Raw genomic sequence first — 21,280 nt, 5'->3', positions numbered from 1 at the left:
GTCGCCGCCGAGCACGATCCGCTCGCGCGACGCCCGCGGGTCGGGCACGGGCGCCGCCGAGAGCAGCGCCTGGGTGTACGGGTGCTTGGGATCCGCGAACAGCTCGGCGGCCGGGGCCTGTTCGACGATCCGCCCGAGGTACATCACGGCGATCCGGTCCGCGAGGTACTCCACCGCGGCCAGGTCGTGCGTGATGAACAGACAGCCGAAGCCGCGCTCCTTCTGCAGATCGGCGAGCAGGTTGAGCACCGAGGCCTGCACGGAGACGTCAAGGGCCGAGGTCGGTTCGTCGGCCACGAGCAGCGCCGGCTCCACGGACAGGGCGCGCGCTATGGAGACGCGCTGACGCTGACCGCCGGAGAGCTGGTGCGGGTTGCGGTCGGCCAGTTCGGGGCGCAGGCCCACCTGCCGCAGGAGTTCGTCGACGCGTGCCGAGGCTTCGGCGCGGGTCGCGAGACCGTGCAGGCGCAGCGGTTCGGCGATGATCTGGCGGATGGTCATGCGCGGATTGAGCGACGAGGAAGGGTCCTGGAACACCAGGTGGACCTTCTTGCGCAGCGGCCGCATCTGCCGGGCGGACAGGGTCGTGACATCCGTCCCGTCGATGAGGACCTCGCCGCCGGTCGGGGTGTCGAGGCGGACCACGCAGCGGCCCACGGTCGACTTGCCGCTGCCCGACTCCCCCACCAGACCCACGACTTCACCGGGTCCGATGGTGAGCGAGACCCCGTCGACGGCGCGGACGCTGCCGGACGGGGCGGGGAAATGTCGCTGGAGGTCGCGGACGTCCAGGACCGGGGTGCGCACGTCCTGGGCCGGGGTACGGACGTCGCTTGCCGGGGTCGCGGTCATCGGGAGACCTCCTTTTCCGTCACGGGGTGGTGGCAGGCGATCCGGTGCGCTCCGGACAGGGTCCGCAGCGGCGGCCGTCCGCCGAGACAGTCGTCCTGCGCGAACGCGCAGCGCGGTGCGAACGAGCAGGCGTCGGGCTGCGCCCGCAGGTCGGGCACGAGGCCCGGGATCTCGTTGAGCCGTGCGCGTCCGTCCTTCGTACGGCTGCCGGGGCGCAGTACAGCGCCGAGGAGCCCCTTCGTATACGGGTGGGAGGGCGAGGCGAACAGCTCGTCCACCGGGGCCTGTTCGACCGGCCGGCCCGCGTACATGACGAGCACGCGGTCGGCGGTCTCGGCCACGACGCCGAGGTCGTGCGTGATGAGCACGATCGCGGTGCCGAGCCTTTCGCGCAGCGACTTGAGTACGTCGAGGATGCCGGCCTGCACCGTGACGTCGAGCGCGGTCGTCGGCTCGTCTGCGATCAGCACGGCCGGGTCGCAGGCGACCGCGATGGCGATCATCACGCGCTGGCGCATACCACCGGAGAGCTGATGCGGGTACTCGTCGACCCGCCGCGCGGGGGCCGGGATACCGACCAGGTCGAGCAGTTCGACGGCGCGCGCACGGGCCTCCTTCTTGCTCAATTTCTGGTGGCGTACGAGGACTTCGCCGATCTGCCGGCCGACGGTGAGGACCGGGTTGAGCGAGGTCATCGGCTCCTGGAAGATCATCGAGAGGCGGCGGCCGCGCAGGGAGCGCCACGTCCGTTCGCCCGCGCCGACGAGTTCCTGTCCGTCGAGCGTGATGGATCCGCCGATACGGGCGGTCGGCGGCAGCAGACCCATCACGGCCATCGACGTGACGGACTTGCCGCAGCCGGACTCGCCGACCACGGCGAGGACTTCACCGGGCGCGAGGTCGTAGGAGACACCGTCCACGGCGTGCACGGTGTCGTCCGGGCCCACGAAGTCGACCGTCAAGTCGCGGACACTGAGCACCGGTTGGCTCTTCACGTCCTGAGGCGCGGGTGCGGATGCGGGGGCGGTCATCGGGAGCCTCCACGGGGGTCGAGGATGTCGCGTACGCCGTCGCCGAGCAGGTTGAACGCCAGCGTGGCGAGCACGATGACCAGGCCGGGGAAGACCGCCATCCAGGGGGCGTTGGCGATGAACGGCTGGGCGCTGGAGAGCATCACGCCGAGCGACGGGGACGGGGGCTGCACACCGAGGCCGAGGAAGCTGAGCACCGCCTCGCCGATGATCGCCGAGGGGATGCCGACGGTTGCCTGCACGATCAGCGCCGAGGTGGCGTTGGGCAGGATGTGCCGGAACAGGATCGTGCCGTCACCGCCACCGTTCGCGACGGCCGCGCCCACGTAGTCGAGGTGCTTGAGGCGCAGGGTCTCGGCCCGGGTGATCCGGACGATCGCCGGGATCTGCGAGATTCCGATCGCGATCGTCGCGTTCTTCAGGGACGGTCCGAGCACCGCGGCGAGGCCGACGGCGAGGACCAGGAACGGGAAGGCCAGCATCGTGTCCGTCAGCCGCGACACGACGGTGTCCGCGAACTTGCCGTAATAGCCCGCGAGCAGACCCAGCGGTACCGCCACCACGAACGCGAGCGCCACCGCGAGCACGCCGACCTGCATCGACGCGGTCACGCCGACCAGGACACGGGAGACCTGGTCGCGGCCGAGGTCGTCGGTGCCCAGCCAGTGGTCCCAGCTGGGCGGCGCGAGCACGTTGTCGAAGTCGGGCTGCGCGGGATCGTACGGCGTGAGCAGCGAGGAGAACACGGCGACGAACACGAACAGCGCGCCGAGTATCGCGCCGGTCAGCGCGAGGCGGTTGCGGCGCAGCCTGCGCCAGGCGTCGGATGCGCGCCCCCGGGACTTGACCGCGGCGGTCACGACGGGAGCGGTGTCGACGGCGGCCGTCATCGGGAGCCTCCAAGACGGATACGCGGGTCCACGACCGAGTAGAGGAGGTCGACCAGGAGATTGATCAGGATGTACGCGGCCGAGGTGAAGAGCACGACGCCCTGCACCATGGCGTAGTCACGGGTGAAGACCGCGTCGATGGTGAGCTTGCCGAATCCCGGAAGGACGAAGACCTGCTCCGTCACCACGGCGCCGGAGATCAGCTGGCCGAGCTGCAGACCGAGCACCGTGATCACGGTGACCAGCGAGTTGCGCAGGGCGTGCGAGCCGATGACCGCGCGCCGGGACAGGCCCTTGGCCCGCGCGGTACGCACGTAGTCCGAGGAGAGGGCGTCGAGCATCGCGGCGCGGGTCTGCCGCATCACGACGGCCGCGAGTCCGGAGCCGAGGACGATCGCCGGCAGCACGAGCCGGCGCAGGTTCTCCAGCGGGTCCTGCCCGAACGGTACGAAGCCGGAGGCCGCGAACACCGGGACGGCGATGGCGAACGCGAGCACCAGGAGCATGCCGAGCCAGAAGGTCGGCACCGACATCCCGAGCAGCGCGATGCCGTTGGCCAGCCACTCTTCGGGCTTCCCGCGCCGGACGGCCGCGACGATACCGGCGCCGATGCCGAGGGTGATCGCCAACAGAAGGGCGAGCGCGGCGAGTTCGAGGGTGATGGGCAGGGCGTCGAGGATCGAGTCCAGGACCGGCAGTCCGCTGCGGGCCGACGTACCGAAGTCGCCGGTGACCGCGTGGCTGACGTAGTTCCAGTACTGGACCATGATGTTGTCGTTCAGTCCGTACTCCTCGCGGATCGCCGCGAGTACCGCCGGATCGGTCTGTTCGCCGGCCATGGCCTGCGCGGTGTCGCCGGGCATCGCCCGTACGCCCGCGAAGACGGTGATCGAGACCAGGACCATGGTGAGCAGGGCCTGGCCGATGCGGCGGCCCGGGTACGAGGTGAGCCACTTGCGGGCGGTGGTCATCCCTGAGCCCCCTTCACATAGCCGGCTTCCTTGACGCGGATGAGGCCGTCGCCGGAGAGCGCGATCCCGCTGATGTCCTGGGACGCGACGGCGTAGTTGATGTTGCGGTAGAGGTAGATGACCGAGTGCTGCTTGTTGATGGCCTCGGTCAACTGGCGGTAGATCTCACGGCGCTTGGACACATCGGCCGTGGAGCGCCCCGCGGCGATCAGGCGGTCGATCTCCGGGTCGGAGAGCTTGCCCTGGTTGTTGCTGCCGTGGGTGCCGACGAGGCTGTCGATGTTGCCGGCCGGATCGGGCTGACCGCCCCAACCGCCCGTCCGGGCCTGGAAATCACCGGCCAGGGTGCGGGTGAGCCCGGTGGCGAACTCGGTGGGCCGCAGCCGCACATCAAAGCCCGCCTCCTTGGCCATGGCCTGCACGACCTGTCCGAGCCGGTTGTCCTCCGGCGTCGTGTTGATCATGAGTTCCAGCGGCACCGGCGTCTTCACCCCGGCCTCCTTCAGGAGCTGCTTCGCCCTCTCGACATCGCGACCGGGACAGGTGATCGGCGTGCTGAGCGGGGTGCCCGGCGGTACGGGGCCGCACGCGGGCTCGTACATGTCCTGGAAGACGACCTTGTTGATCAGCTTCCGGTCGAGGGCGAGATCGAAGGCCTCCCGCACCCGCACATCGCGGGCGAAGGGGGTGTCGACCTTGCCGGGCGGCTTGTCGATGCCGTCGCTGTTGCCGACGTTCAACGTGAGCGCCATATAGCCGAGCGAGGGGGTGTTGAGCAGTTGCAGGTCCTTGTCGCCCATGGCGCTCTTGACCTCGACGGGGCCCATCTGGTCGCCCAGCTGCACATCGCCTGAGCGCAGATTGGCCAGGCGGATATTGCCGTCGGTGATGGTCTTGTACGTGACGCCGTCGAGGTGGACCTTGTCCGCGTCGTAGTACAGCGGATCCTTCTTGAGCTCGATCCGGTCGCCGATGACGCGCTTGTCGTACTTGAACGGGCCGACACAGGAAGGGTGCGCGGCGAAGTTCCTGCCGTACTTCTCGATCGCCTTGGGCGACATGACCAGGCCCGCGGTGTTGGCGAGCCGGCCGAGCAGCGGGGTGTCGGCGTGCTCGAGCGTGAGGCGCACGGTGTACGGGGCGATCGCCTCGACCTTCTCCACGGAGTCGATCTCCGAGGCGCGGCCCGAGCCCTTGAGGTGCAGATGCCGGTCGAGGGAGACCTTCACGGCGTGCGCGTCGAGCTTGGCGCCGTCGCTGAAGCGTGCGTCACGCCGTACGTCGAACGTGAAGGTCCTGCCGCCGTTGCTGATCTTCGGCAGGGAGGAGGCGAGTTGGGGCACGAACCGGTTGTTCTGGTCCACGTCGTAGAGCTGCTCGCACATGGAGGTGAACACGGTGCGGGCGACCAGGGTGCCGGTGAGGCTCGGATCGAGCATGTCGGGGTCCGACTTGAGGCCGATCACGGCCGTGCCACCGTCTCGTACGGGTCGGGAATCCTTGAGCCGGGGCTCCGCGGCGGTCTTCTGGCCGGGCGGAGCGAGCGAACCGCAGCCGGTGGCCAGCGTCAGCAATGCGGCCGCCGCGAGCACGGCAGGTAGGCGACGCACGGGACCACACCTCCTTACACGAGCAGGGGCGCAGGCCCGGTCGGGCCGCGCTGAAGGCCGTCACGGTATACCGCAGAGGTGTTTCAACTGATGGACACGGTGGTCGATTCGCTCATGAACGCCCCATATTTTCCGGGCGAATTGGAGCATTAGCCACTTCCACATCATGGATGATCGTTACTTGTTCGAGTCTTTGGTATCCCATTTAGAAGACCGGCGAATCCCCCTTGTCCGGAACCGCCCACACCTCTACGCTGTATTTTGTGCCGACAATGAACAAACTCACGTCCGGATCTGCCGACACCACCAAGCCATCGGACCTCACGCGCCTGCGCATCGTCCTGACCGTCTTCTTCGCCCTCGACGGATTCATCTTCGCGGGCTGGGTCGTACGCATCCCTGCGATCAAGGAGCAGACCGGCGCCTCGTCGAGCGCGCTCGGACTCGCGCTGCTCGGTGTGTCGGTCGGCGCCGTCATCACGATGGTGTTCACGGGCCGGCTCTGCCGCCGCTACGGCAGCCATCCGGTGACGGTCGTCTGCGCGGTGCTGCTCTCGCTGAGCGTCGCACTGCCGCCGCTGACGCACTCGGTGGCGGCGCTGGCCGCGGTGCTGCTGGTCTTCGGTGCGGCGTACGGAGGCATCAACGTCGCCTTCAACAGCGCGGCCGTCGACCTCGTGGCCGCCATGCGGCGCCCGATCATGCCCAGCTTCCACGCGGCGTTCAGCCTGGGCGGCATGGTCGGCGCCGGAGTCGGCGGGCTGATCGCCGGCTCCCTCTCCCCCACCCGCCACCTGCTCGGCCTCACCCTGATCGGCCTGCTCGTCACGGCCATCGCGGGGCCCGCCCTCCTGCGGCTGTCACCCCCGGCGGCCCCAACTGATCAACCGGACAAGGGCAACGCCCCGCGCCGCCTCGACGCCCGCACCCGCCGACTCGTCCTGATCTTCGGCTTCATCGCCCTGTGCACCGCATTCGGCGAAGGGGCACTCGCCGACTGGGGCGCCCTCCACCTCGAACAGGACCTCAACGCCCACCCCGGAATGGCAGCCGCCGGCTACTCCCTCTTCGCCGGCGCCATGACGCTCGGCCGCCTCAGCGGAACCACCCTCCTCGAACGCCTCGGCCAGACCCGGGTGATCGTCGTGGGCGGGGCCACCGCCGCCGCCGGCATGCTCCTGGGCGCCCTCGCCCCCACCACCTGGCTCGCCCTCATCGGCTTCGCCATCACCGGCATCGGCCTCGCCAACCTCTTCCCCGTCGCAGTCGAACGCGCCGGCGCAGCAGCCGGCCCCAACGGCGTCGCCACCGCCTCCACCCTCGGCTACGGCGGCATGCTCCTCGGACCGCCCGCCATCGGGTTCATGGCGGACTGGTTCACGCTGCCGATCGCGCTGACCAGCGTCGCCGCCCTTGCCGGCGTCGCCGCAGTCATCGGCTACACGACTCGGCGGTGATTGCACGGAAAGCAACAACGCTTGAGGTGTGTCCCGCAAATGGTCTACGAGTCACTAGTCGGGACGCTCCTCGTCCGCTCGACGCCCGCCATCCGATGCGGATCCCGTCGCCGTCCTGACACGGCGGCCCTGAAGTGGCAGTTCAGCCTTCCCAGGACCACTCGGTAATCTCCGGCAGGTCCACGCCATGCACACGGATCCACTCACGATGGCGCAGCCGGGCATCCTCCATCTTCTGCCGTACGGATGCCGCGCGCACCGCCAGTCCGGGGACGCGGTCGATGACGTCCATGACCAGGCGGAAGCGGTCGAGGTCGTTGCCGACGACCATGTCGAACGGTGTGGTCGTCGTCCCGATCTCCTTGTAGCCGCGCACATGGAGGTTCTTGTGACCCGAGCGCCGGTAGGCGAGGCGGTGGATGAGCCACGGGTAGCCGTGATAGGCGAAGATCACCGGCTTGTCCCCGGTGAACAGGCCGTCGTATTCGAAGTCGCTCATGCCGTGCGGATGTTCCTCGCTGGGCAGCAACCGGGCGATGTCGACCACGTTCACCACGCGGACGGCCAGGTCCGGCAAGTGGCGGCGTAGGAGCTGCGCCGCGGCGAGCACCTCCTGGGTGGGCACGTCACCGGCGCAGGCCAGCACGACATCCGGTTCGCGGCCGTTCTCCGTGCCGGCCCACTCCCAGATCCCCGCGCCACGCGCGCAATGCACCTTCGCCTGCTCCATCGGCAGCCAGTCGAAGCAGGGCTGCTTCCCGGCCACGATCACGTTCACGTAGTCCCTGCTGCGCAGTGCGTGATCGGCGACCGAGAGCAAGGTGTTGGCGTCCGGCGGCAGGTAGACCCGGACGGCCTCCGGGCTCTTGTTCATGATGTGGTCGATGAACCCGGGGTCCTGGTGGGAGAAGCCGTTGTGGTCCTGGCGCCATACATGTGAGGTGAGCAGGTAGTTGAGGGACGCGATCGGGGCGCGCCAGGGCAGGCGGCGCGTGACGCGAAGCCACTTGATGTGCTGGTTGACCATCGAGTCGACGATGTGCACGAACGCCTCGTAGCAGGAGAACAGCCCGTGCCGTCCGGTCAGCAGATAGCCCTCCAGCCAGCCCTGGCAGGTGTGTTCGGACAGGATCTCCATGACGCGGCCGTGCCGGTCCAGGTGCTCGTCCACCGGGAGGGTCTGTGCCTGCCATGCCTTGCCGCTGGCGCCGAAGACGGCCTGAAGCCGGTTGGAGGCCGTCTCGTCCGGTCCCACCAGACGGAAGTCGCGCCGCTCGCGCGTGGCGTGCATGACGTGCTCCAGCAGATCGCCGAGCACACGGGTCGGCTCGTGCAGCGTCGCACCGGGCTTGTCCACGGGCACGGCGAAGCGCTCCAGCGGAGGGAGCGGCAGTTCGCGGACCAGCAATCCGCCGTTGGCGTGCGGGGTGGCGCCCAAGCGGCGGGCACCGCCGGGGACGCAGGCCAGCACACGTTCGCGGGGCCTGCCGTCCTCGTCGAACAGTTCCTCGGGTTTGTACGAGCGCAGCCATGTCTCCAACTGCCTCAGGTGCTCTGGGTTGTCCCGCACGCCGGACAAGGGCACTTGGTGGGAGCGCCAGGTCCCCTCCACGGGCAGCCCGTCCACCTCTGCCGGTCCGGTCCAGCCCTTCGGGGTGCGGAGCACGATCATCGGCCAGGGTGCCCGCTCGGACACACCGTCCTCCCTCGCGCCGCGTTGCCGGGCGGCGATGAGATCCAGTGCTTCGTCCATCGCGGCGGCCATGGCCCGGTGCACCGTCAGGGGCTCGTCGCCGCTGACGTAGATCGGTTGGTGGCCGTATCCCTTGAGCAGGGCGTCGAGTTCGGCCTCGGGCAGGCGGGACAGGACCGTGGGGTTGGCGATCTTGTAGCCGTTGAGGTGCAGGATCGGCAGGACCGCGCCGTCGTGCACGGGGTCGAGGAACTTCGTGGAGTGCCACGAGGCGGCCAGCGGTCCGGTCTCCGCCTCGCCGTCGCCGATCACGCAGGCGACGAGGAGCTCCGGGTTGTCGAAGGCGGCTCCGTAGGCGTGGGACAGCGCGTAGCCCAGTTCGCCACCCTCGTGGATCGAGCCGGGGGTCTCGGGTGCCACGTGGCTGGGCACACCCCCGGGGAAGGAGAACTGGCAAAACAGCCTCTCCATGCCGGCGGCGTCCCGGGAGATGTCGGGATAGGTCTCGCTGTAGGTGCCCTCCAGCCAGGAGTTGGCAAGGACCGCGGGGCCGCCGTGGCCCGGTCCCCAGATGCACAGGGCGTCCTGGCGGCGTGCCTTGACGACGCGGTTGAGGTGCGTGTGGACCAGGTTGAGCCCGGGCGAAGTGCCCCAGTGGCCGAGCAGCCGCGGTTTGACGTGCTCGGCGCGCAGCGGCTCGGACAGCAGCGGGTTCGCCATGAGGTAGATCTGGCCGACGGCAAGGTAGTTCGCGGCGCGCCAGTGAGCGTCCAGCGTCCCCAGCTCTTCATCGGTGAGCGGCGCGGACGGCTGCGGAGTGTCGACGGACATCGGTGTTCCCTTCGGTCGGGTCGGTCCGAGGTGCATGCGGGTCCGTACGTACTTCCCACACTTCCCGACCCATCCGGCAGCCGACAGGGCCGACTGGGCCATCCGTAGGCCACGTCGGCCCGCCTTCATGTCGTCGGCACCAACACCACGGGGCAGTGTGCGTGTTGGAGCAGGGCGTGTCCGACGGAGCCGATCTGCGGACCGAGCCGACGGGAACGCCGCCGCATTCCGATGACCACAACATCGGCATCGCGACTGCCTGAGAGCAAGGCGTCGGCGGGGCGCGTGCGAACCGTCTGACAGTCCACCTCCACTCCGGGGAACTGCTCCCTCAGTTGAGCCGTACCGAACTGCGGCACAGCGGCCTCCGTCGGCTCCGTCCGCACCTGGCGCGCCTGTCCGGCACTGGTTGTGGCCAGCAGCGGTGGCAGTTCAGGCGTGGTGTGGCGGTGTATCGGCACGTGCAGGATGCGCAACCGGGCCCCGCGTCGTGCAGCCTCCTGGAAGGCAAACCTGGCCGCGGGCGCGTCAGCCTGGTCCTCGAGCCCGAGCAGGACGGAACCACCCTGGCCTTCCGGGTGTGCCCCACGGACAACCAGCAGAGGACCGCGCACGCTCGCGGTCAGGCGCCAACTCACCGATCCGGCGAGCAAACCGCTGACAGCACCGAACCCGCGGGTGCCCACCACGGTCAATACCGCGGTCCAGCTCTCGCGTGCCAGCACCTTGACGGCACCGCCTTCCACGCCCTTGAGCACCATCGGCAGACGGGGATGACGCGCGCGAACCCGGGAGGCGGCCGAAGCCAGCACCGGTTCCGCCTCGGCGAGATCGGCGACGGCACAGACGATTCGTAACTCTGCGCCTCGCCGCACCGCTTCCTCAGCGGCCCTGTCCAAGGCTCTTACAGCGACCAGTGAGCCGTCCACTCCGATCAGTACCTGATGGTGAGGCATCGTCTTCCTCTTCTCGTCCATGCACACGGGTTGCGCCTCGCAGGGGGGTCGCGCTGTAGGCGACTCGCTGACGTGACCGCTGGGCGCACCTTCAAGCGCGGCTCCATGGCAGATGCTCGTCGTCCTCGCGCGGCACGAGCAGGGGCCGACGGGACCTGTTGTCACGCCGAACGGCCCTACGCCATCGGGGCGTCCGGAGCCGGTCCAAGCGCGACGAGATGGAGCGGGACAGGCGGGCGGCGCAAAGCGCTCAGGCGCTGAGGCCCACCCCGTGCATGGGTCCCCCGCCCACCAGCTCCCGACCGCTGACCACTTCGGGCTCGATGCGTATGAAGACTTCCTGCGCACAGGGAACCCAAGAAACCGGCATGTTGCGGACCAGGCGCTCGTGCTCTTCTGGATCCCTCATGACAGCGGCAGTGCCCGTGACGACAACGCTCCAGCCGGCGTGCCGGACCGTATCGAACTGATCGGTCTCGAAGGCAACCACGGCCCCGTTGACCGCGCGCACAAGGTCCGAGCTCGCCGAGGTACGCAGCACCACCGCCCCGTCGGCATCCAGACCGAAATTGACCGGCAGCACAGCAGGCAGGGCATACCGCGTATAGACGATGCGACCAACCGGCACCGTGGCCATCAGCCGTAAGCACTCCCGCAGCCCTAGTTCGCGGAATCCATCATTGGCGTACATGGGCCGGCCCCTCCTTCGCCCGGTGCGGAGGGACAGCCGTCCCCCACCCTCACCTTGAGTCGGTCGATGACCGCGAATCAGGGGCCAAAGGGCCCCGGCGCATCGGAGAGCGGCCCCGCTCCCAGTCCACTCGGGCAAGGCTCGCCGTCGACTGCCGGCGGGGAAGCTTCACCCACCGAGTCCGGCCGAATGATCCGGCACATACGTCTGCAGGTCACGCGGCGGCCGCTCGTACCCCGTGGCGGCCGGCCGTCGCGGCAGCTCCGTCGCCGGGCGCGGGGTCACCTGGTACGGCACGCTCGCCAGCAGGTGGGCGATCATGTTGATCCGGGCCCGGCGCTTGTCGTCGCTCTCGACGACGTACCAAGGCGCCTCGGCGATGTCGGTGTGCACCAGCATCTCGTCCTTGGCCCGGGAGTACGCCTCCCACCGGGTGTACGACTCCAGGTCCATCGGAGACAGTTTCCAGCGCCGGGTGGGGTCCGTCATCCGCTTTCGGAAGCGTTCCTCCTGTACGGCGTCGCTCACCGAGAACCAGTACTTGCGCAGCAGGATCCCGTCCTCGATGAGCATCCGCTCGAAGATCGGACACTGATGCAGAAAGCGCTGGTGCTCCTCCTTGGTGCAGAAGCCCATGACGTGCTCGACGCCGGCCCGGTTGTACCAGCTGCGGTCGAACAGCACGATCTCGCCGGCGGCGGGCAGCTGCTCGACGTAGCGCTGGAAGTACCACTGCGTTCGCTCGCGTTCGGTGGGCTTCGACAGCGCGACGATCCGGGCGATGCGGGGGTTGAGGTGCTCGGCGACGCGCTTGATCGTGCCGCCCTTGCCCGCCGCGTCCCGGCCCTCGAAGACGACGACCAAGCGGATTCCCTCGGCCTGTACCCAATCCTGCAGGTCCACCAGTTGGATCTGCAGCCGCAGCAACTCCCGTTCGTACACGGCACGGGACAACGTCGAGACACCCGACGTCCGGACCTTCTTACCTGCCATCGCACGTCTCCCTGATGCGCGCGACTCCTCGCAGCGCCACGCCCAAGTACCGCACTACTAGCCCCATTTCGAAACACGGGTGCGCCCCGCACCGTCGACGCTACGGGACGCGAGTCACCGAGTCAGCGGGCTTCACCTACCGAGAGCGCGGTTCGCCTAGAGCCGCCCTGCCCGCTTCGAGCCGGGCCGCCGGGATCCGGAACGGCGAGCAGGAGACGTAGTCGAGGCCTGCCCGGTGGAAGAAGTGGATGGAGTCCGGGTCGCCACCGTGTTCGCCGCATACTCCGAGCGCCAGACGGGAGTTGGCCGCGCGGCCTTCCTCGACCGCCAGGGTGATCAGACGGCCGACACCCTCTTCGTCGAGTGACTCGAACGGCGAGATCGCGAAGATGCCCTTGTCCAGATAGGCAGGGAAGAACGAGGCTTCGGCGTCGTCGCGGGACAGGCCCCAGGTCGTCTGGGTGAGGTCGTTGGTGCCGAACGAGAAGAAGTCCGCGGCGCGGGCGATACGGCCCGCGGTCAGGGCTGCGCGCGGCAGTTCGATCATCGTGCCGATGGGGCACGTGACTTCGGTGCCGGTCCGAGCGAACACCTCGCTCAGGACGCTCTCCGCCTCTGTACGGACCAGGCGGAGTTCTTCCACGGTGCCGACGAGCGGGATCATGATCTCGGCACGGGGGTCGCCGCCGTCCCGGATACGGTCCGCGACGGCTTCCGCGATGGCGCGCACCTGCATGGCGACCAGGCCGGGTACGGCGAGGCCGAGCCGCACCCCGCGCAGTCCCAGCATGGGGTTGCGCTCGTGCAGACGCTCCACGGCAGCGAGCAGGTGGACGTCACGGGGGTCGGGGTCGGCCGATGTGGCGATACGGACGGCCAATCCGGTGCGGTCCGGCAGGAACTCGTGCAGCGGCGGGTCAAGGAGCCTGATGGTGACGGGCAGTCCGTCCATGGCGGCGAGGATCCCGGTGAAGTCCGCGCGCTGCAGCGGCAGCAGGGCGGCGAGCGCCTGCTCGCGTGCCGTGCCGTCGACCGCCAGGATCATGGCCTCGACCAGGTGTTTGCGCTCACCGAGGAACATGTGCTCCGTTCGGCACAGGCCGATTCCCTGGGCGCCGAACCGGCGGGCGCAGGCCGCGTCTTCGGGGGTGTCCGCGTTCGCCCGTACTTCGAGTCGGCGTACCGCGTCGGCATGCGACAGCGCCCGGTCCACGGCGACGCTCAAGGGGTCCGACTGTTCGCCGCTCTCCAGGGACTGCCGTACGGCGGAGTCGGTGAGCGGAAGCGCGCCGAGATGGACGGTGCCGCTGGTGCCGTCGACGGAGATGACGTCACCCTCGCGGACCACCACCCCCTCCGGCGTGGTGAGCCGGCGCGCGGTGGGGTCGACGGTGAGGGATTCGGCGCCGCAGACGCACACCTTGCCCATGCCGCGGGCGACGACCGCGGCATGGCTGGTCTTGCCGCCGCGGCTGGTGAGCACTGCCTCGGCGGCGATCATGCCGGGCAGATCGTCCGGGGTGGTTTCGCGGCGTACGAGCACGGTCCGCTCGCCGGCGGCCGCCCTGCGTACGGCTTCGGCGGAGTCGAAGACGACCGCGCCCACGGCGGCGCCGGGCGACGCGGCGATGCCGCGGGCCAGCGGGACGTCCGAGGGGCGGGTGGCGAAGCGGGGGAACATGAGCCGGGCCAGCTGATCGCCGTCGACCCGGGAGAGAGCCGCCCTGCGTCCGATGACACCTTCCTCGAGGAGGTCGGAGGCGATACGGAAGGCAGCCTCGGCGGTGCGCTTGCCGACACGGGTCTGCAGGATCCACAGCCGGCCGCGCTCGATGGTGAACTCCACGTCGCACAGGTCCTGGTAGTGCGCTTCCAGCGTGCGCAGGTGCTCGACCAGCGCGAGATACGAGTGCGGGTCGAGGCGCTCGAGCTCCTGCAGGGGCACGGCATTGCGGACGCCTGCCACCACATCCTCCCCCTGGGCGTACGGCAGGTAGTCGCCGTAGATGCCGCGGGCGCCGGTGGCCGGGTCGCGGGTGAACGCCACCCCGGTGCCGGAGTCCGGGCTGAGGTTGCCGAAGACCATGGCCTGGATGTTCACGGCGGTGCCCAGGTCGTCGGCTATGTGCTCGCGCCGGCGATAGACGTGGGCACGTTCGCCATGCCAAGAGGAGAAGACCGCGCGCAGGGCTCTGTGCAGCTGCTCCACCGGGTCCTGTGGGAACTCCTCGCCGGTGGTGCGGTGGATGATCTCCTTGAACTCCGCGGTGAGCAGGGCGAGATCCTGCGCGTCCAGGTCGCGGTCATCGGCGGCGCCGCGCAGGGTCCTGCGCTCTTCGAGCGCGCGCTCGAAGAGGCCGGCGTCCACACCGAGCACGGTGTGTCCGAACATCTGCACAAGGCGCCGGTAGGAGTCCCAGGCGAAGCGCTCCTGTCCGGAGATCTTCGCAAGTCCCTGGACGGAGGCGTCGCTCAGGCCGATGTCGAGAACCGTCTCCATCATCCCGGGCATGGAGTAGCGGCTCCCGGAGCGGACCGAGACGAGGAGCGGGTCGGCCGAGTCGCCGAGCGTGCGGCCTGCCGCGCGTTCCAGAGCGGCCAGCGCACGGGCCACCTCGAAACCCAGCTCGTCGGGTTCCGTGCCGGTCTCCAGAAACACCCGGCAGGCCTTGGTGGTCACGGTGAAGCCGGGTGGCACGGGCAGGCCGAGTCGGGTCATCTCGGCAAGGTTCGCGCCCTTGCCGCCGAGGAGGTCGGCCATCTCACGTCGGCCCTCGGCGAATCCGTACACGTACTGGGTCATCGCAATGCCTCTCCTGCAGTTTCCGGCTGTGGCGTCACGTCGGGCGCGGGGCACGGCACGCGGCAATTCGCGGGCCGCTTCCACCCTCGTGCCGTCGCGCGCCGTTGGCAGGGGGCCGGACGGCCCCATCGGGGTCCGCGCGGCCCCTGTCCGCCCGGCGGCCGGGTATCGACGATGGGACCGGGAGACAACGGCCCCTGGATCCGAGTGGAAAGAGGTGGTCCCGATGCGCCGTTCGGTCATCGCAGGAGTGGACGGCTCTGCCCGCGGCAACGCGGCAGCCGACTGGGCGGCCAGGGAGGCACTGCGACGAGGAGTGGTGCTGCGGGTCGTGTACGCGGCTTCACAGGCCGAGGACAGGGCGGAGGACTTCTGGCCCTACCGTCACGTGCCGATGCCCGAGCGCTCCGTGACAGAACTGACAGCCCGGCACCCGGAATTGGAGATCGAGAGCGTACGCCTGTCCGGCCCCGGGGCCCCCTCACTGCCGGAGTTCGCCGGCACCGCCGAACTGCTCGTGGTCGGCACCCGCGGCTCCGGCGGATTCGCCGGTCTCGCCCTCGGGTCCACAGCCCTGGCCGTCGCACAACAGGCGTCCACGCCCGTGGTCCTGGTCCCGAGCGGCCTCGCCTGTGGGCAGCAGAGGCCTCGTCCCGACAAGGTCAGCCTCGGTGTCGACGCCCGTGAACCGGACGACGCGGCCTGCGACTTCGCCTTCGACGAGGCGCAGCAGCGCGGCGTCCGGCTGCACGCGATCCATGCCTGGGCCCTGCCGTCGGCCGCCGCTCCCTGGATGCCGTACCCGCCGCCGTCGAGGGACCGGGCCGAATGGGAGAACCACGAGGTGCAACTGCTCGCCGACGCGCTGCGGCCCTGGCGGGACAAGTACCCCGCGGTGCCCGTCCTGCCGGATGTCGTCCTGCACACGCCCGCACAGGCGCTGGTCAGCGCCTCCCGCTGGGCGGAGCTGATCGTGGTGGGCCGCCGCGGCAACGCCCTCGGCCCCGCAGTGGACGCGCTGGTGCGGCACACCAAGTGCCCGGTGGCCGTGGTGCCTTCCTGAGCACGCGGCCACGTGCGCGAGGGCCGGTCGGTCCCGCATCTGGGCTGCTCGGACACCAGGAGGACCCACACGGACCAGGTGGCAAAGACCGCGTCGACGGCAGGCTCGTATCAAGGCATCGCGTTCACCCAAGGAGGCAGCCGTCATGACCACGCTCGTTCTGGTAGCCGCAGCCGTGCTCGGCGCCGTTCTCATCTTCGGGGCGACGGCGGCCGTCGTGGGCTGGGCCCTGCTGATCGCCGGGGTCTTCGGCCTCATGGCCTCCATCGACCGTCAGCGCCGCTACCACTGAGCCCGCCCTACGGAACGACCCACAGAGGAAGGGGTACGCCATGATCGGCGAAACCGTCGAGAACCCCCGTCTGGAACACGAGCCCGGCCACCCGGCCCGGCTCACCGCCACGCTCGATCACCCGCTGTCCCGGTGGCTGTGGCTGGTGAAGTGGCTGCTCGCGGTGCCGCACGTCGTCGTCCTGGCGTTCCTGTGGGTGGCGTTCGTCGCGCTGAGCGTGGTGGCGTTCTTCGCCGTGCTCTTCACCGGGCGCTATCCGCGTGTCCTGTTCGACTTCAACGTCGGTGTTCTGCGCTGGAGTTGGCGGGTCTCCTATTACGCCTACGGAGCCCTCGCCACCGATCGCTATCCGCCGTTCACCCTGGCTGACGTACCGGACTATCCGGCTCACTGGGAGCTGGAGTATCCCGAGCGCCTTTCGCGCGGAAACGTCCTGGTGAAGTGGTGGCTGCTCGCCGTCCCGCACTATCTGGTGCTCGGCTTCCTACTCGGCGGCGTCCGCGTCCCCTGGGCCGCTGGCGGGCTCATCGGCCTGCTCGTGCTGTTCGCCGGAGTCTCGCTCGCCTTCACCGGACGCTATCCGAACGGCCTGTTCGACCTCGTGACGGGCTTGAACCGATGGGTCCTTCGGGTGGCCGCCTACGCCGCGCTGCTCACGGACGTCTATCCGCCGTTCCGGCTCGTCCAGGGCGGATCCGAATCCGGCCGAGCCGACCTGGGGAAGGAGTTCACGTCATGATCACGGCCCTCTTCGCGGCCTTCCTCATCGCTCACGGCCTGATCCACCTGCCGGTGTGGGCCCCGCCCGGCCCCGCACACGAGGGCAGCAGGCCGCCGTTCGACGCGCGGCACTCCTGGGCGCTCGCGGTCGCGGGGCTGCCGCAGGCTCGGGCGGGACGGGTCTCCATCGGGCTGGCCTCGGTCGCCGCGATGCTGTACGTCATCGCCGGTGCGGCCGCGGCGTCCGGAGCGGCGGACTGGCCGACAGCGGCGGTCAGCGCCGCCGTAGTGGGGCTCGCGCTCAAGATCCTCTGGTTCCACCCCTGGTTGTCCCTGGGCGTACTTTTGGACGCTGGCGTACTGCTCGCGGTGTACGCGTACTGGCCCGCCTCCCTGTACTGAGGCACCTGGCGCCGGAGGGCGCCACACCGCCGAACGGACCGGCGGTACGTGCCATCCGGCCACCCAACGGGCACCACGCGGCACTTGGCCCGCGGGTCGCCTACGGCGTTTGCTTGAGGTGTCCCAGGAGGATGCCATGAGCACCGAGGCCCGCATCACGCCCGAACGCTTCCGCCGACTGCACCGGACGGCCTTCGCCACTCTGTTGTTGCTGCCGCTCGCCCTTACAGGCTGCGCCGGCGGGGGCGAGTCCGCGAACCCGTCGCAGGGAACTCCCGGTTCGGACACGGCCGCCGCAGGCGGCGCCACCGGAAGCACGGCTCCCGGTGCGAGCGCATCCCCGGGGGCGACAACCCCCGGCAACAGCGCTGCTCCTTCGGCACCGCCCTCGTCCGCGCCACCGTCCGCATCGCCGCAGGCCCCGGGCCGGCGCCTGGTCCGTACGGCCGTGTACTTCCTCCACGGCGAGCAGGTGTCGCCCGTGACGCGCACGGTGCGGGCCCCCGCGACCGCCGCCGAAGCGCTGCGGGCCCTCCTGGCCGGGCCCAGCCGGACGGAACGTGCGCAAGGACGTACGACGGCCATACCCTCCGGCACGGTGCTGCGCTCCGTCGCGGTCGAGGGCCGCGTCGCCACCGTGGATCTCTCCAGCCGGTACGACGACGGGGGCGGCAGTCTGTCCATGCGCGCCCGGGTCGCCCAGGTCGTCTTCACCGCCACCGTCCACAAAGTCCGCTTCGAGCTCGACGGCAAGCCGGTGACGACGCTCGGCGGTGAGGGGATCGTCCTCAACCGCCCCGTCTCGCGCGCCGACTTCGAAGATCTGGCGCCTGAGATCCTGGTCGAGTCGCCGATGACAGGTGACACCGTGCGAAGCCCGGTCCGGGTGTGGGGCAGTGCCAACACGTTCGAGGCCACGTTCCGGCTGAAGGTCACGGATGCCGCGGGGCGCAGGGCCGCCGACGTGCTCGTCACCGCGTCCTCGGGCAGCGGTGTGCGCGGAACGTTCGACGTGACCGTCCCGTTCAAGGCCACACGCTCGGGTCCTGGCGTCCTGACCGCGTACTACTACTCGCCCCAAAACGGCCGGGCGGTGGTCGTCGACACCGTGCCGCTGACCGTGCAGAAGTGAGACCGGTTCGCGACACGCATCCCCGGCGCACGGCGGTCGCGCCGGGGATGGTCCATGAGGACGGAGCTCAGTTCTGGCGGGTCAGCAGGAAGTTCGTGACGTCGGCGAGCGTCGTCAGCGCGGGATAGTCTTCCTCGTCGATCCGCACGCCGGTGCGCTCCGAGAGGAGCTCCACCAGGCCGACGAAGTCCAGCGAGTCGAGTTCCAGAGCGTCACGGAACTTGTCGTCCGGCCCGACGTCGGTGAAGTCGGCGTCCGGCACGATCTCGGTGATGGAGTCCTTGACCAGGACCATGGTTTCGGTGCGGTTCATCACAACTCCTCGGGGTGCTGCAGCAGTCGGTCGACGGCGGTCAGGAAGCGGGCTCCGATCGCGCCGTCGGTGGCGCGATGGTCGGCACAGAGGGTGGCCGTGACGACGGGACGCACGCCGAGCAAACCGTCCACGGCCCACGGGCGTTCGACGACGGCGCCGAAACCGACCAGCGCCACTTGCGGCGGATGGATCACGCCGTAGACGGACTCGGTTCCCCGGTCACCCAGGTTGGTCACGGTGAGCGTCGCCCCCGAAACCTCCGATGCCCTGAGCCGCCCCTTGCGGGCGCGCCGCACCAAGTCCTTGAGCCTGTCCATGAGTTCCCCGGGCGGGAGGGTGTCGGCGTTCTTGATCACGGGAGTGAGTAGACCGCCGCCCCGCAGCGATACGGCCACTGCGAGGTGCGCTCCTTCGCCGGGTGCGAAGGAGTCGTTCTGCCAGTACCCGTTGAGTTCCGGGACACGACGGGCCGCGAGGGCCGTGGCCTTGAGCAGCAGGGCCGCCGGGACGAGACGCCGGCTCGGGGAGAGGGCGCGGTTGCGGGTGTGCAGCCACTGCGTGGCCGCGGCCAGGTCGATGGTGGTGGCGAGGTAGTAGTGCGGAATCTCGCGCTTGGAGCGGGCCATGAGCTCGGCGATGGCACGACGCATGGCTGCGGACCGGCGGTCGGCGGACGTGTCGGCGGGCGGCTCTCGGGTCCGGGCCGGGCCAGGGTCGCGAATCCGGTCCGGTGCCGGTTCCTGTACGACGGACACGGGCACCGGAGCTGCGGTCCATGCCGCATGCGCGGCTTTGACGTCGTCGGCACGAACCGCTCCGCTCTCCCCGCTGCCCCGCAACCCGGCGAGATCCAGGTGCAGTTCATCAGCAAGGCGCCGGGCGTACGGAGTGGCCCGCACCCTGACGGCTTTGTCTTGAGGCGGCTGCTCGACCGGTTTGTCTTGAGGCGGCTGCTCGACCGGCCGGGCGTGCTCGATGTCGGCCCGGGTGACACGGCCGCCACGCCCTGTGCCGTGGACCGCCGCAAGGTCGATGCCCCGCTCGGTGGCGAGGTGCCGGACCAGCGGCCCGGCCTCGATGTGCAGCGGGCCTGCGCCCTCGGCGCCCGTGTGCGGCGCGGCCCTGGTTTCGGACGGTCCGGGTACGGGCTGCGGTTCGGCAGCGCTCTGCCACCCGGATACCGAGGCGTTGTGGGGCGACTCGATCTCCGGCATCACCTCGGCCGGAGCTTGCGGCGGCGCGGGATCCGGTGCCGCCGCCCTCACGACCGCCGCGTCACCTGCCCCGATGATCGCTAGGGGCGCACCGACCGGCAACACCGCGCCGGGTTCCGCCAACAACTCGACCACCGTGCCGGATTCGAAGCACTCGATCTCGATATCGGACTTGGCCGTCTCGATGACGGCGATCACCTGGCCCTTGGCCACCGTGTCGCCGGGCGCCACCAGCCACTCGGTGAGCGTTCCCTCGTCCATGTCGGCGCCGAGGGAGGGCATCGTGAACTCACCCATGGCGGCCCACCGCCTCCCGAGCCGCCGCCGCGATCCCGGCCGCCTGCGGCAGAGCCGCTTCCTCGAGTTGACGGGCGTACGGGATAGGCACTTCGGCACTGCACACCCGCCCCACGACCGCGTCGAGTTCGAAGAAGGCCTGCTCGGTGATGCGAGCCGAGATCTCGGCGGCCAGGCTGCCGGTGCGCCAGGCTTCGTCGATGACGACAGCCCGGTGGGTGCGGGCCACGGACGCCATGACGGTCGCGTCGTCCAGAGGCCGCAGCGAGCGCAGATCGATCACCTCGGCGCTGATGCCGTCCTGTTCGGCGAGCAGATCGGCGGCGGCGAGGGTCTTGGGCAGGCTGCCTCCGTACGTGATGAGGGTGACGTCGTCCCCCGAACGCCGGACCGCCGCGGTGGTCAGGTCCGCGGGGGCGCGAGGGGAGGCAAGCTCGCCCGAGAGGTTGTACAGCGAACCGTGCTCGAAGATCACCACGGGGTCGGGATCCGCAAGGGCCGCGGCGAGCATCCCGCGAGCGTCCTCAAGGGTTGCCGGTGCCAGGACACGAATGCCCGGGATGTGCGCGTACCAGCCCTCCAGGCTGTGCGAGTGCTGGGCGGCGAGCTGCCGGCCCGCACCTGTCGTCATACGGATCACGACGGGCACGGAGAGCTGTCCGCCGGTCATGTGGCGCAGGGTGGCGGCGTTGTTGAGGATCTGGTCAAGGGCGAGCAGACTGAAGTTGACCGTCATGATCTCGACGATCGGGCGAAGGCCGGCGATCGCCGCCCCGATGCCCATGCCGGTGAACGCGGACTCGGACAGCGGGGTGTCGCGTATCCGCTCGGGCCCGAACTCCTCGAGCAGACCGAGACTCACGCCGAAGGCGCCGCCGTACTTGCCGACGTCCTCGCCCATCAGGAAGACCCGTTCGTCGGCCGACAGGGCCTCGCGCATCGCCTCGCGCATCGCCTCGCGGTAGGTGGTCTTCTGCGTGGGGCCCGCCTTGGACTCGGTCCTCGGCTTCGTCTTCGCCTTCGTCTTCGTGGGGCTCATGACCGTGCCTCCGCCTTCGTCTTCGTG

General features: G+C 69.8%; 19 protein-coding genes. 6 read left to right on the top strand and 13 right to left on the bottom strand.

Annotated elements, in window-relative coordinates; translation table 11 throughout:
* The 5 genes from ABT367_RS12225 to ABT367_RS12205 all read right to left on the bottom strand — a co-directional run.
* Positions 1 to 852 (bottom strand): ABC transporter ATP-binding protein (locus tag ABT367_RS12225; protein WP_352252255.1); only part of this gene is annotated, 852 nt, incomplete at its 3' end.
* Positions 849 to 1,883 carry an ABC transporter ATP-binding protein gene (locus ABT367_RS12220; protein ID WP_352252253.1) on the bottom strand — a complete coding sequence of 345 codons (1,035 nt, stop codon included), beginning with the start codon at positions 1,881 to 1,883 and terminating at the stop codon, positions 849 to 851. The genes ABT367_RS12225 and ABT367_RS12220, both read right to left, overlap by 4 nt.
* The gene (locus tag ABT367_RS12215) at positions 1,880 to 2,773 is read right to left on the bottom strand and encodes an ABC transporter permease (protein ID WP_352252251.1); all 894 of its coding nucleotides are present in this window, start codon (positions 2,771 to 2,773) and stop codon (positions 1,880 to 1,882) included. Before ABT367_RS12215 ends, ABT367_RS12220 begins: the two co-directional genes overlap by 4 nt.
* Positions 2,770 to 3,744: an ABC transporter permease gene (locus tag ABT367_RS12210; protein WP_352252249.1), complete on the bottom strand. Its 975-nt coding sequence runs from the start codon at positions 3,742 to 3,744 to the stop codon at positions 2,770 to 2,772. Before ABT367_RS12210 ends, ABT367_RS12215 begins: the two co-directional genes overlap by 4 nt.
* The gene (locus ABT367_RS12205) at positions 3,741 to 5,354 is read right to left on the bottom strand and encodes an ABC transporter substrate-binding protein (protein ID WP_352252247.1); all 1,614 of its coding nucleotides are present in this window, start codon (positions 5,352 to 5,354) and stop codon (positions 3,741 to 3,743) included. Before ABT367_RS12205 ends, ABT367_RS12210 begins: the two co-directional genes overlap by 4 nt.
* A gap of 272 nt (positions 5,355 to 5,626) precedes the next feature.
* On the opposite strand from ABT367_RS12205, the gene ABT367_RS12200 reads away from it, so the two are divergent.
* A complete protein-coding gene (locus ABT367_RS12200; protein WP_352252268.1) occupies positions 5,627 to 6,811 on the top strand; it encodes an MFS transporter in 1,185 nt (394 codons plus the stop codon).
* A 142-nt stretch (positions 6,812 to 6,953) separates the two neighbouring features.
* Here ABT367_RS12200 and ABT367_RS12195 read toward each other — a convergent pair whose 3' ends face one another.
* The 5 genes from ABT367_RS12195 to ppdK all read right to left on the bottom strand — a co-directional run bounded on the left by ABT367_RS12195 (position 6,954) and on the right by ppdK (position 14,778).
* On the bottom strand, positions 6,954 to 9,335 hold the full coding sequence (locus ABT367_RS12195) for a phosphoketolase family protein (RefSeq protein ID WP_352252245.1): 2,382 nt from the start codon (positions 9,333 to 9,335) through the stop codon (positions 6,954 to 6,956).
* Between the two features lie 125 nt (positions 9,336 to 9,460).
* A complete protein-coding gene (locus ABT367_RS12190; RefSeq protein ID WP_352252243.1) occupies positions 9,461 to 10,312 on the bottom strand; it encodes a universal stress protein in 852 nt (283 codons plus the stop codon).
* Positions 10,313 to 10,541: 229 nt separating this feature from the next.
* A complete protein-coding gene (locus ABT367_RS12185) occupies positions 10,542 to 10,982 on the bottom strand; it encodes a pyridoxamine 5'-phosphate oxidase family protein (RefSeq protein WP_352252241.1) in 441 nt (146 codons plus the stop codon).
* A gap of 168 nt (positions 10,983 to 11,150) precedes the next feature.
* Complete coding sequence (gene ppk2 / locus ABT367_RS12180; RefSeq protein ID WP_352252240.1) at positions 11,151 to 11,975, bottom strand: polyphosphate kinase 2; 825 nt, start codon at positions 11,973 to 11,975, stop codon at positions 11,151 to 11,153.
* 136 nt (positions 11,976 to 12,111) lie between these two features.
* Positions 12,112 to 14,778, bottom strand: coding sequence for a pyruvate, phosphate dikinase (ppdK, locus tag ABT367_RS12175; protein ID WP_352252238.1), 2,667 nt, complete (start codon positions 14,776 to 14,778; stop codon positions 12,112 to 12,114).
* 226 nt (positions 14,779 to 15,004) lie between these two features.
* Here ppdK and ABT367_RS12170 point away from each other — a divergent pair, with 226 nt between their 5' ends.
* The 5 genes from ABT367_RS12170 (at position 15,005) to ABT367_RS12150 (ending at position 18,387) form a co-directional block, all read left to right on the top strand.
* Positions 15,005 to 15,841 (top strand): universal stress protein, encoded by an 837-nt coding sequence (locus ABT367_RS12170; protein ID WP_352252236.1) that lies wholly within the window; start codon positions 15,005 to 15,007, stop codon positions 15,839 to 15,841.
* 145 nt (positions 15,842 to 15,986) lie between these two features.
* On the top strand, positions 15,987 to 16,133 hold the full coding sequence (locus tag ABT367_RS12165) for a hypothetical protein (protein ID WP_352252234.1): 147 nt from the start codon (positions 15,987 to 15,989) through the stop codon (positions 16,131 to 16,133).
* Between the two features lie 40 nt (positions 16,134 to 16,173).
* The gene (locus tag ABT367_RS12160; RefSeq protein WP_352252232.1) at positions 16,174 to 16,872 is read left to right on the top strand and encodes a DUF4389 domain-containing protein; all 699 of its coding nucleotides are present in this window, start codon (positions 16,174 to 16,176) and stop codon (positions 16,870 to 16,872) included.
* Positions 16,869 to 17,255 (top strand): hypothetical protein, encoded by a 387-nt coding sequence (locus ABT367_RS12155; protein ID WP_352252230.1) that lies wholly within the window; start codon positions 16,869 to 16,871, stop codon positions 17,253 to 17,255. The genes ABT367_RS12160 and ABT367_RS12155 overlap by 4 nt, the downstream gene beginning before the upstream one ends.
* 136 nt (positions 17,256 to 17,391) lie before the next feature.
* Positions 17,392 to 18,387: a Gmad2 immunoglobulin-like domain-containing protein gene (locus ABT367_RS12150; protein WP_352252228.1), complete on the top strand. Its 996-nt coding sequence runs from the start codon at positions 17,392 to 17,394 to the stop codon at positions 18,385 to 18,387.
* Between the two features lie 67 nt (positions 18,388 to 18,454).
* Here the strand turns inward: ABT367_RS12150 and ABT367_RS12145 are convergent, their stop codons facing one another.
* The 3 genes from ABT367_RS12145 to ABT367_RS12135 are packed head-to-tail and all read right to left on the bottom strand — an operon-like array spanning position 18,455 to position 21,253.
* Entirely contained in the window at positions 18,455 to 18,700 is a 246-nt protein-coding gene (locus tag ABT367_RS12145) for an acyl carrier protein (RefSeq protein WP_352252226.1), read from the bottom strand.
* Positions 18,700 to 20,214: a 2-oxo acid dehydrogenase subunit E2 gene (locus ABT367_RS12140; protein WP_352252224.1), complete on the bottom strand. Its 1,515-nt coding sequence runs from the start codon at positions 20,212 to 20,214 to the stop codon at positions 18,700 to 18,702. Before ABT367_RS12140 ends, ABT367_RS12145 begins: the two co-directional genes overlap by 1 nt.
* Positions 20,207 to 21,253: an alpha-ketoacid dehydrogenase subunit beta gene (locus ABT367_RS12135; RefSeq protein ID WP_434975450.1), complete on the bottom strand. Its 1,047-nt coding sequence runs from the start codon at positions 21,251 to 21,253 to the stop codon at positions 20,207 to 20,209. The genes ABT367_RS12140 and ABT367_RS12135 overlap by 8 nt, the downstream gene beginning before the upstream one ends.
* Between the last annotated feature and the right edge of the window lie 27 nt (positions 21,254 to 21,280).

Origin of the sequence: Streptomyces mesophilus (assembly GCF_040300965.1) — a bacterium.
Classification (GTDB): Bacteria; Actinomycetota; Actinomycetes; order Streptomycetales; family Streptomycetaceae; genus Streptomyces; species Streptomyces mesophilus_A.
The sequence above is the reverse complement of the archived record's forward strand: the minus strand, read 5'-3'. Positions and strand labels throughout refer to the sequence as shown.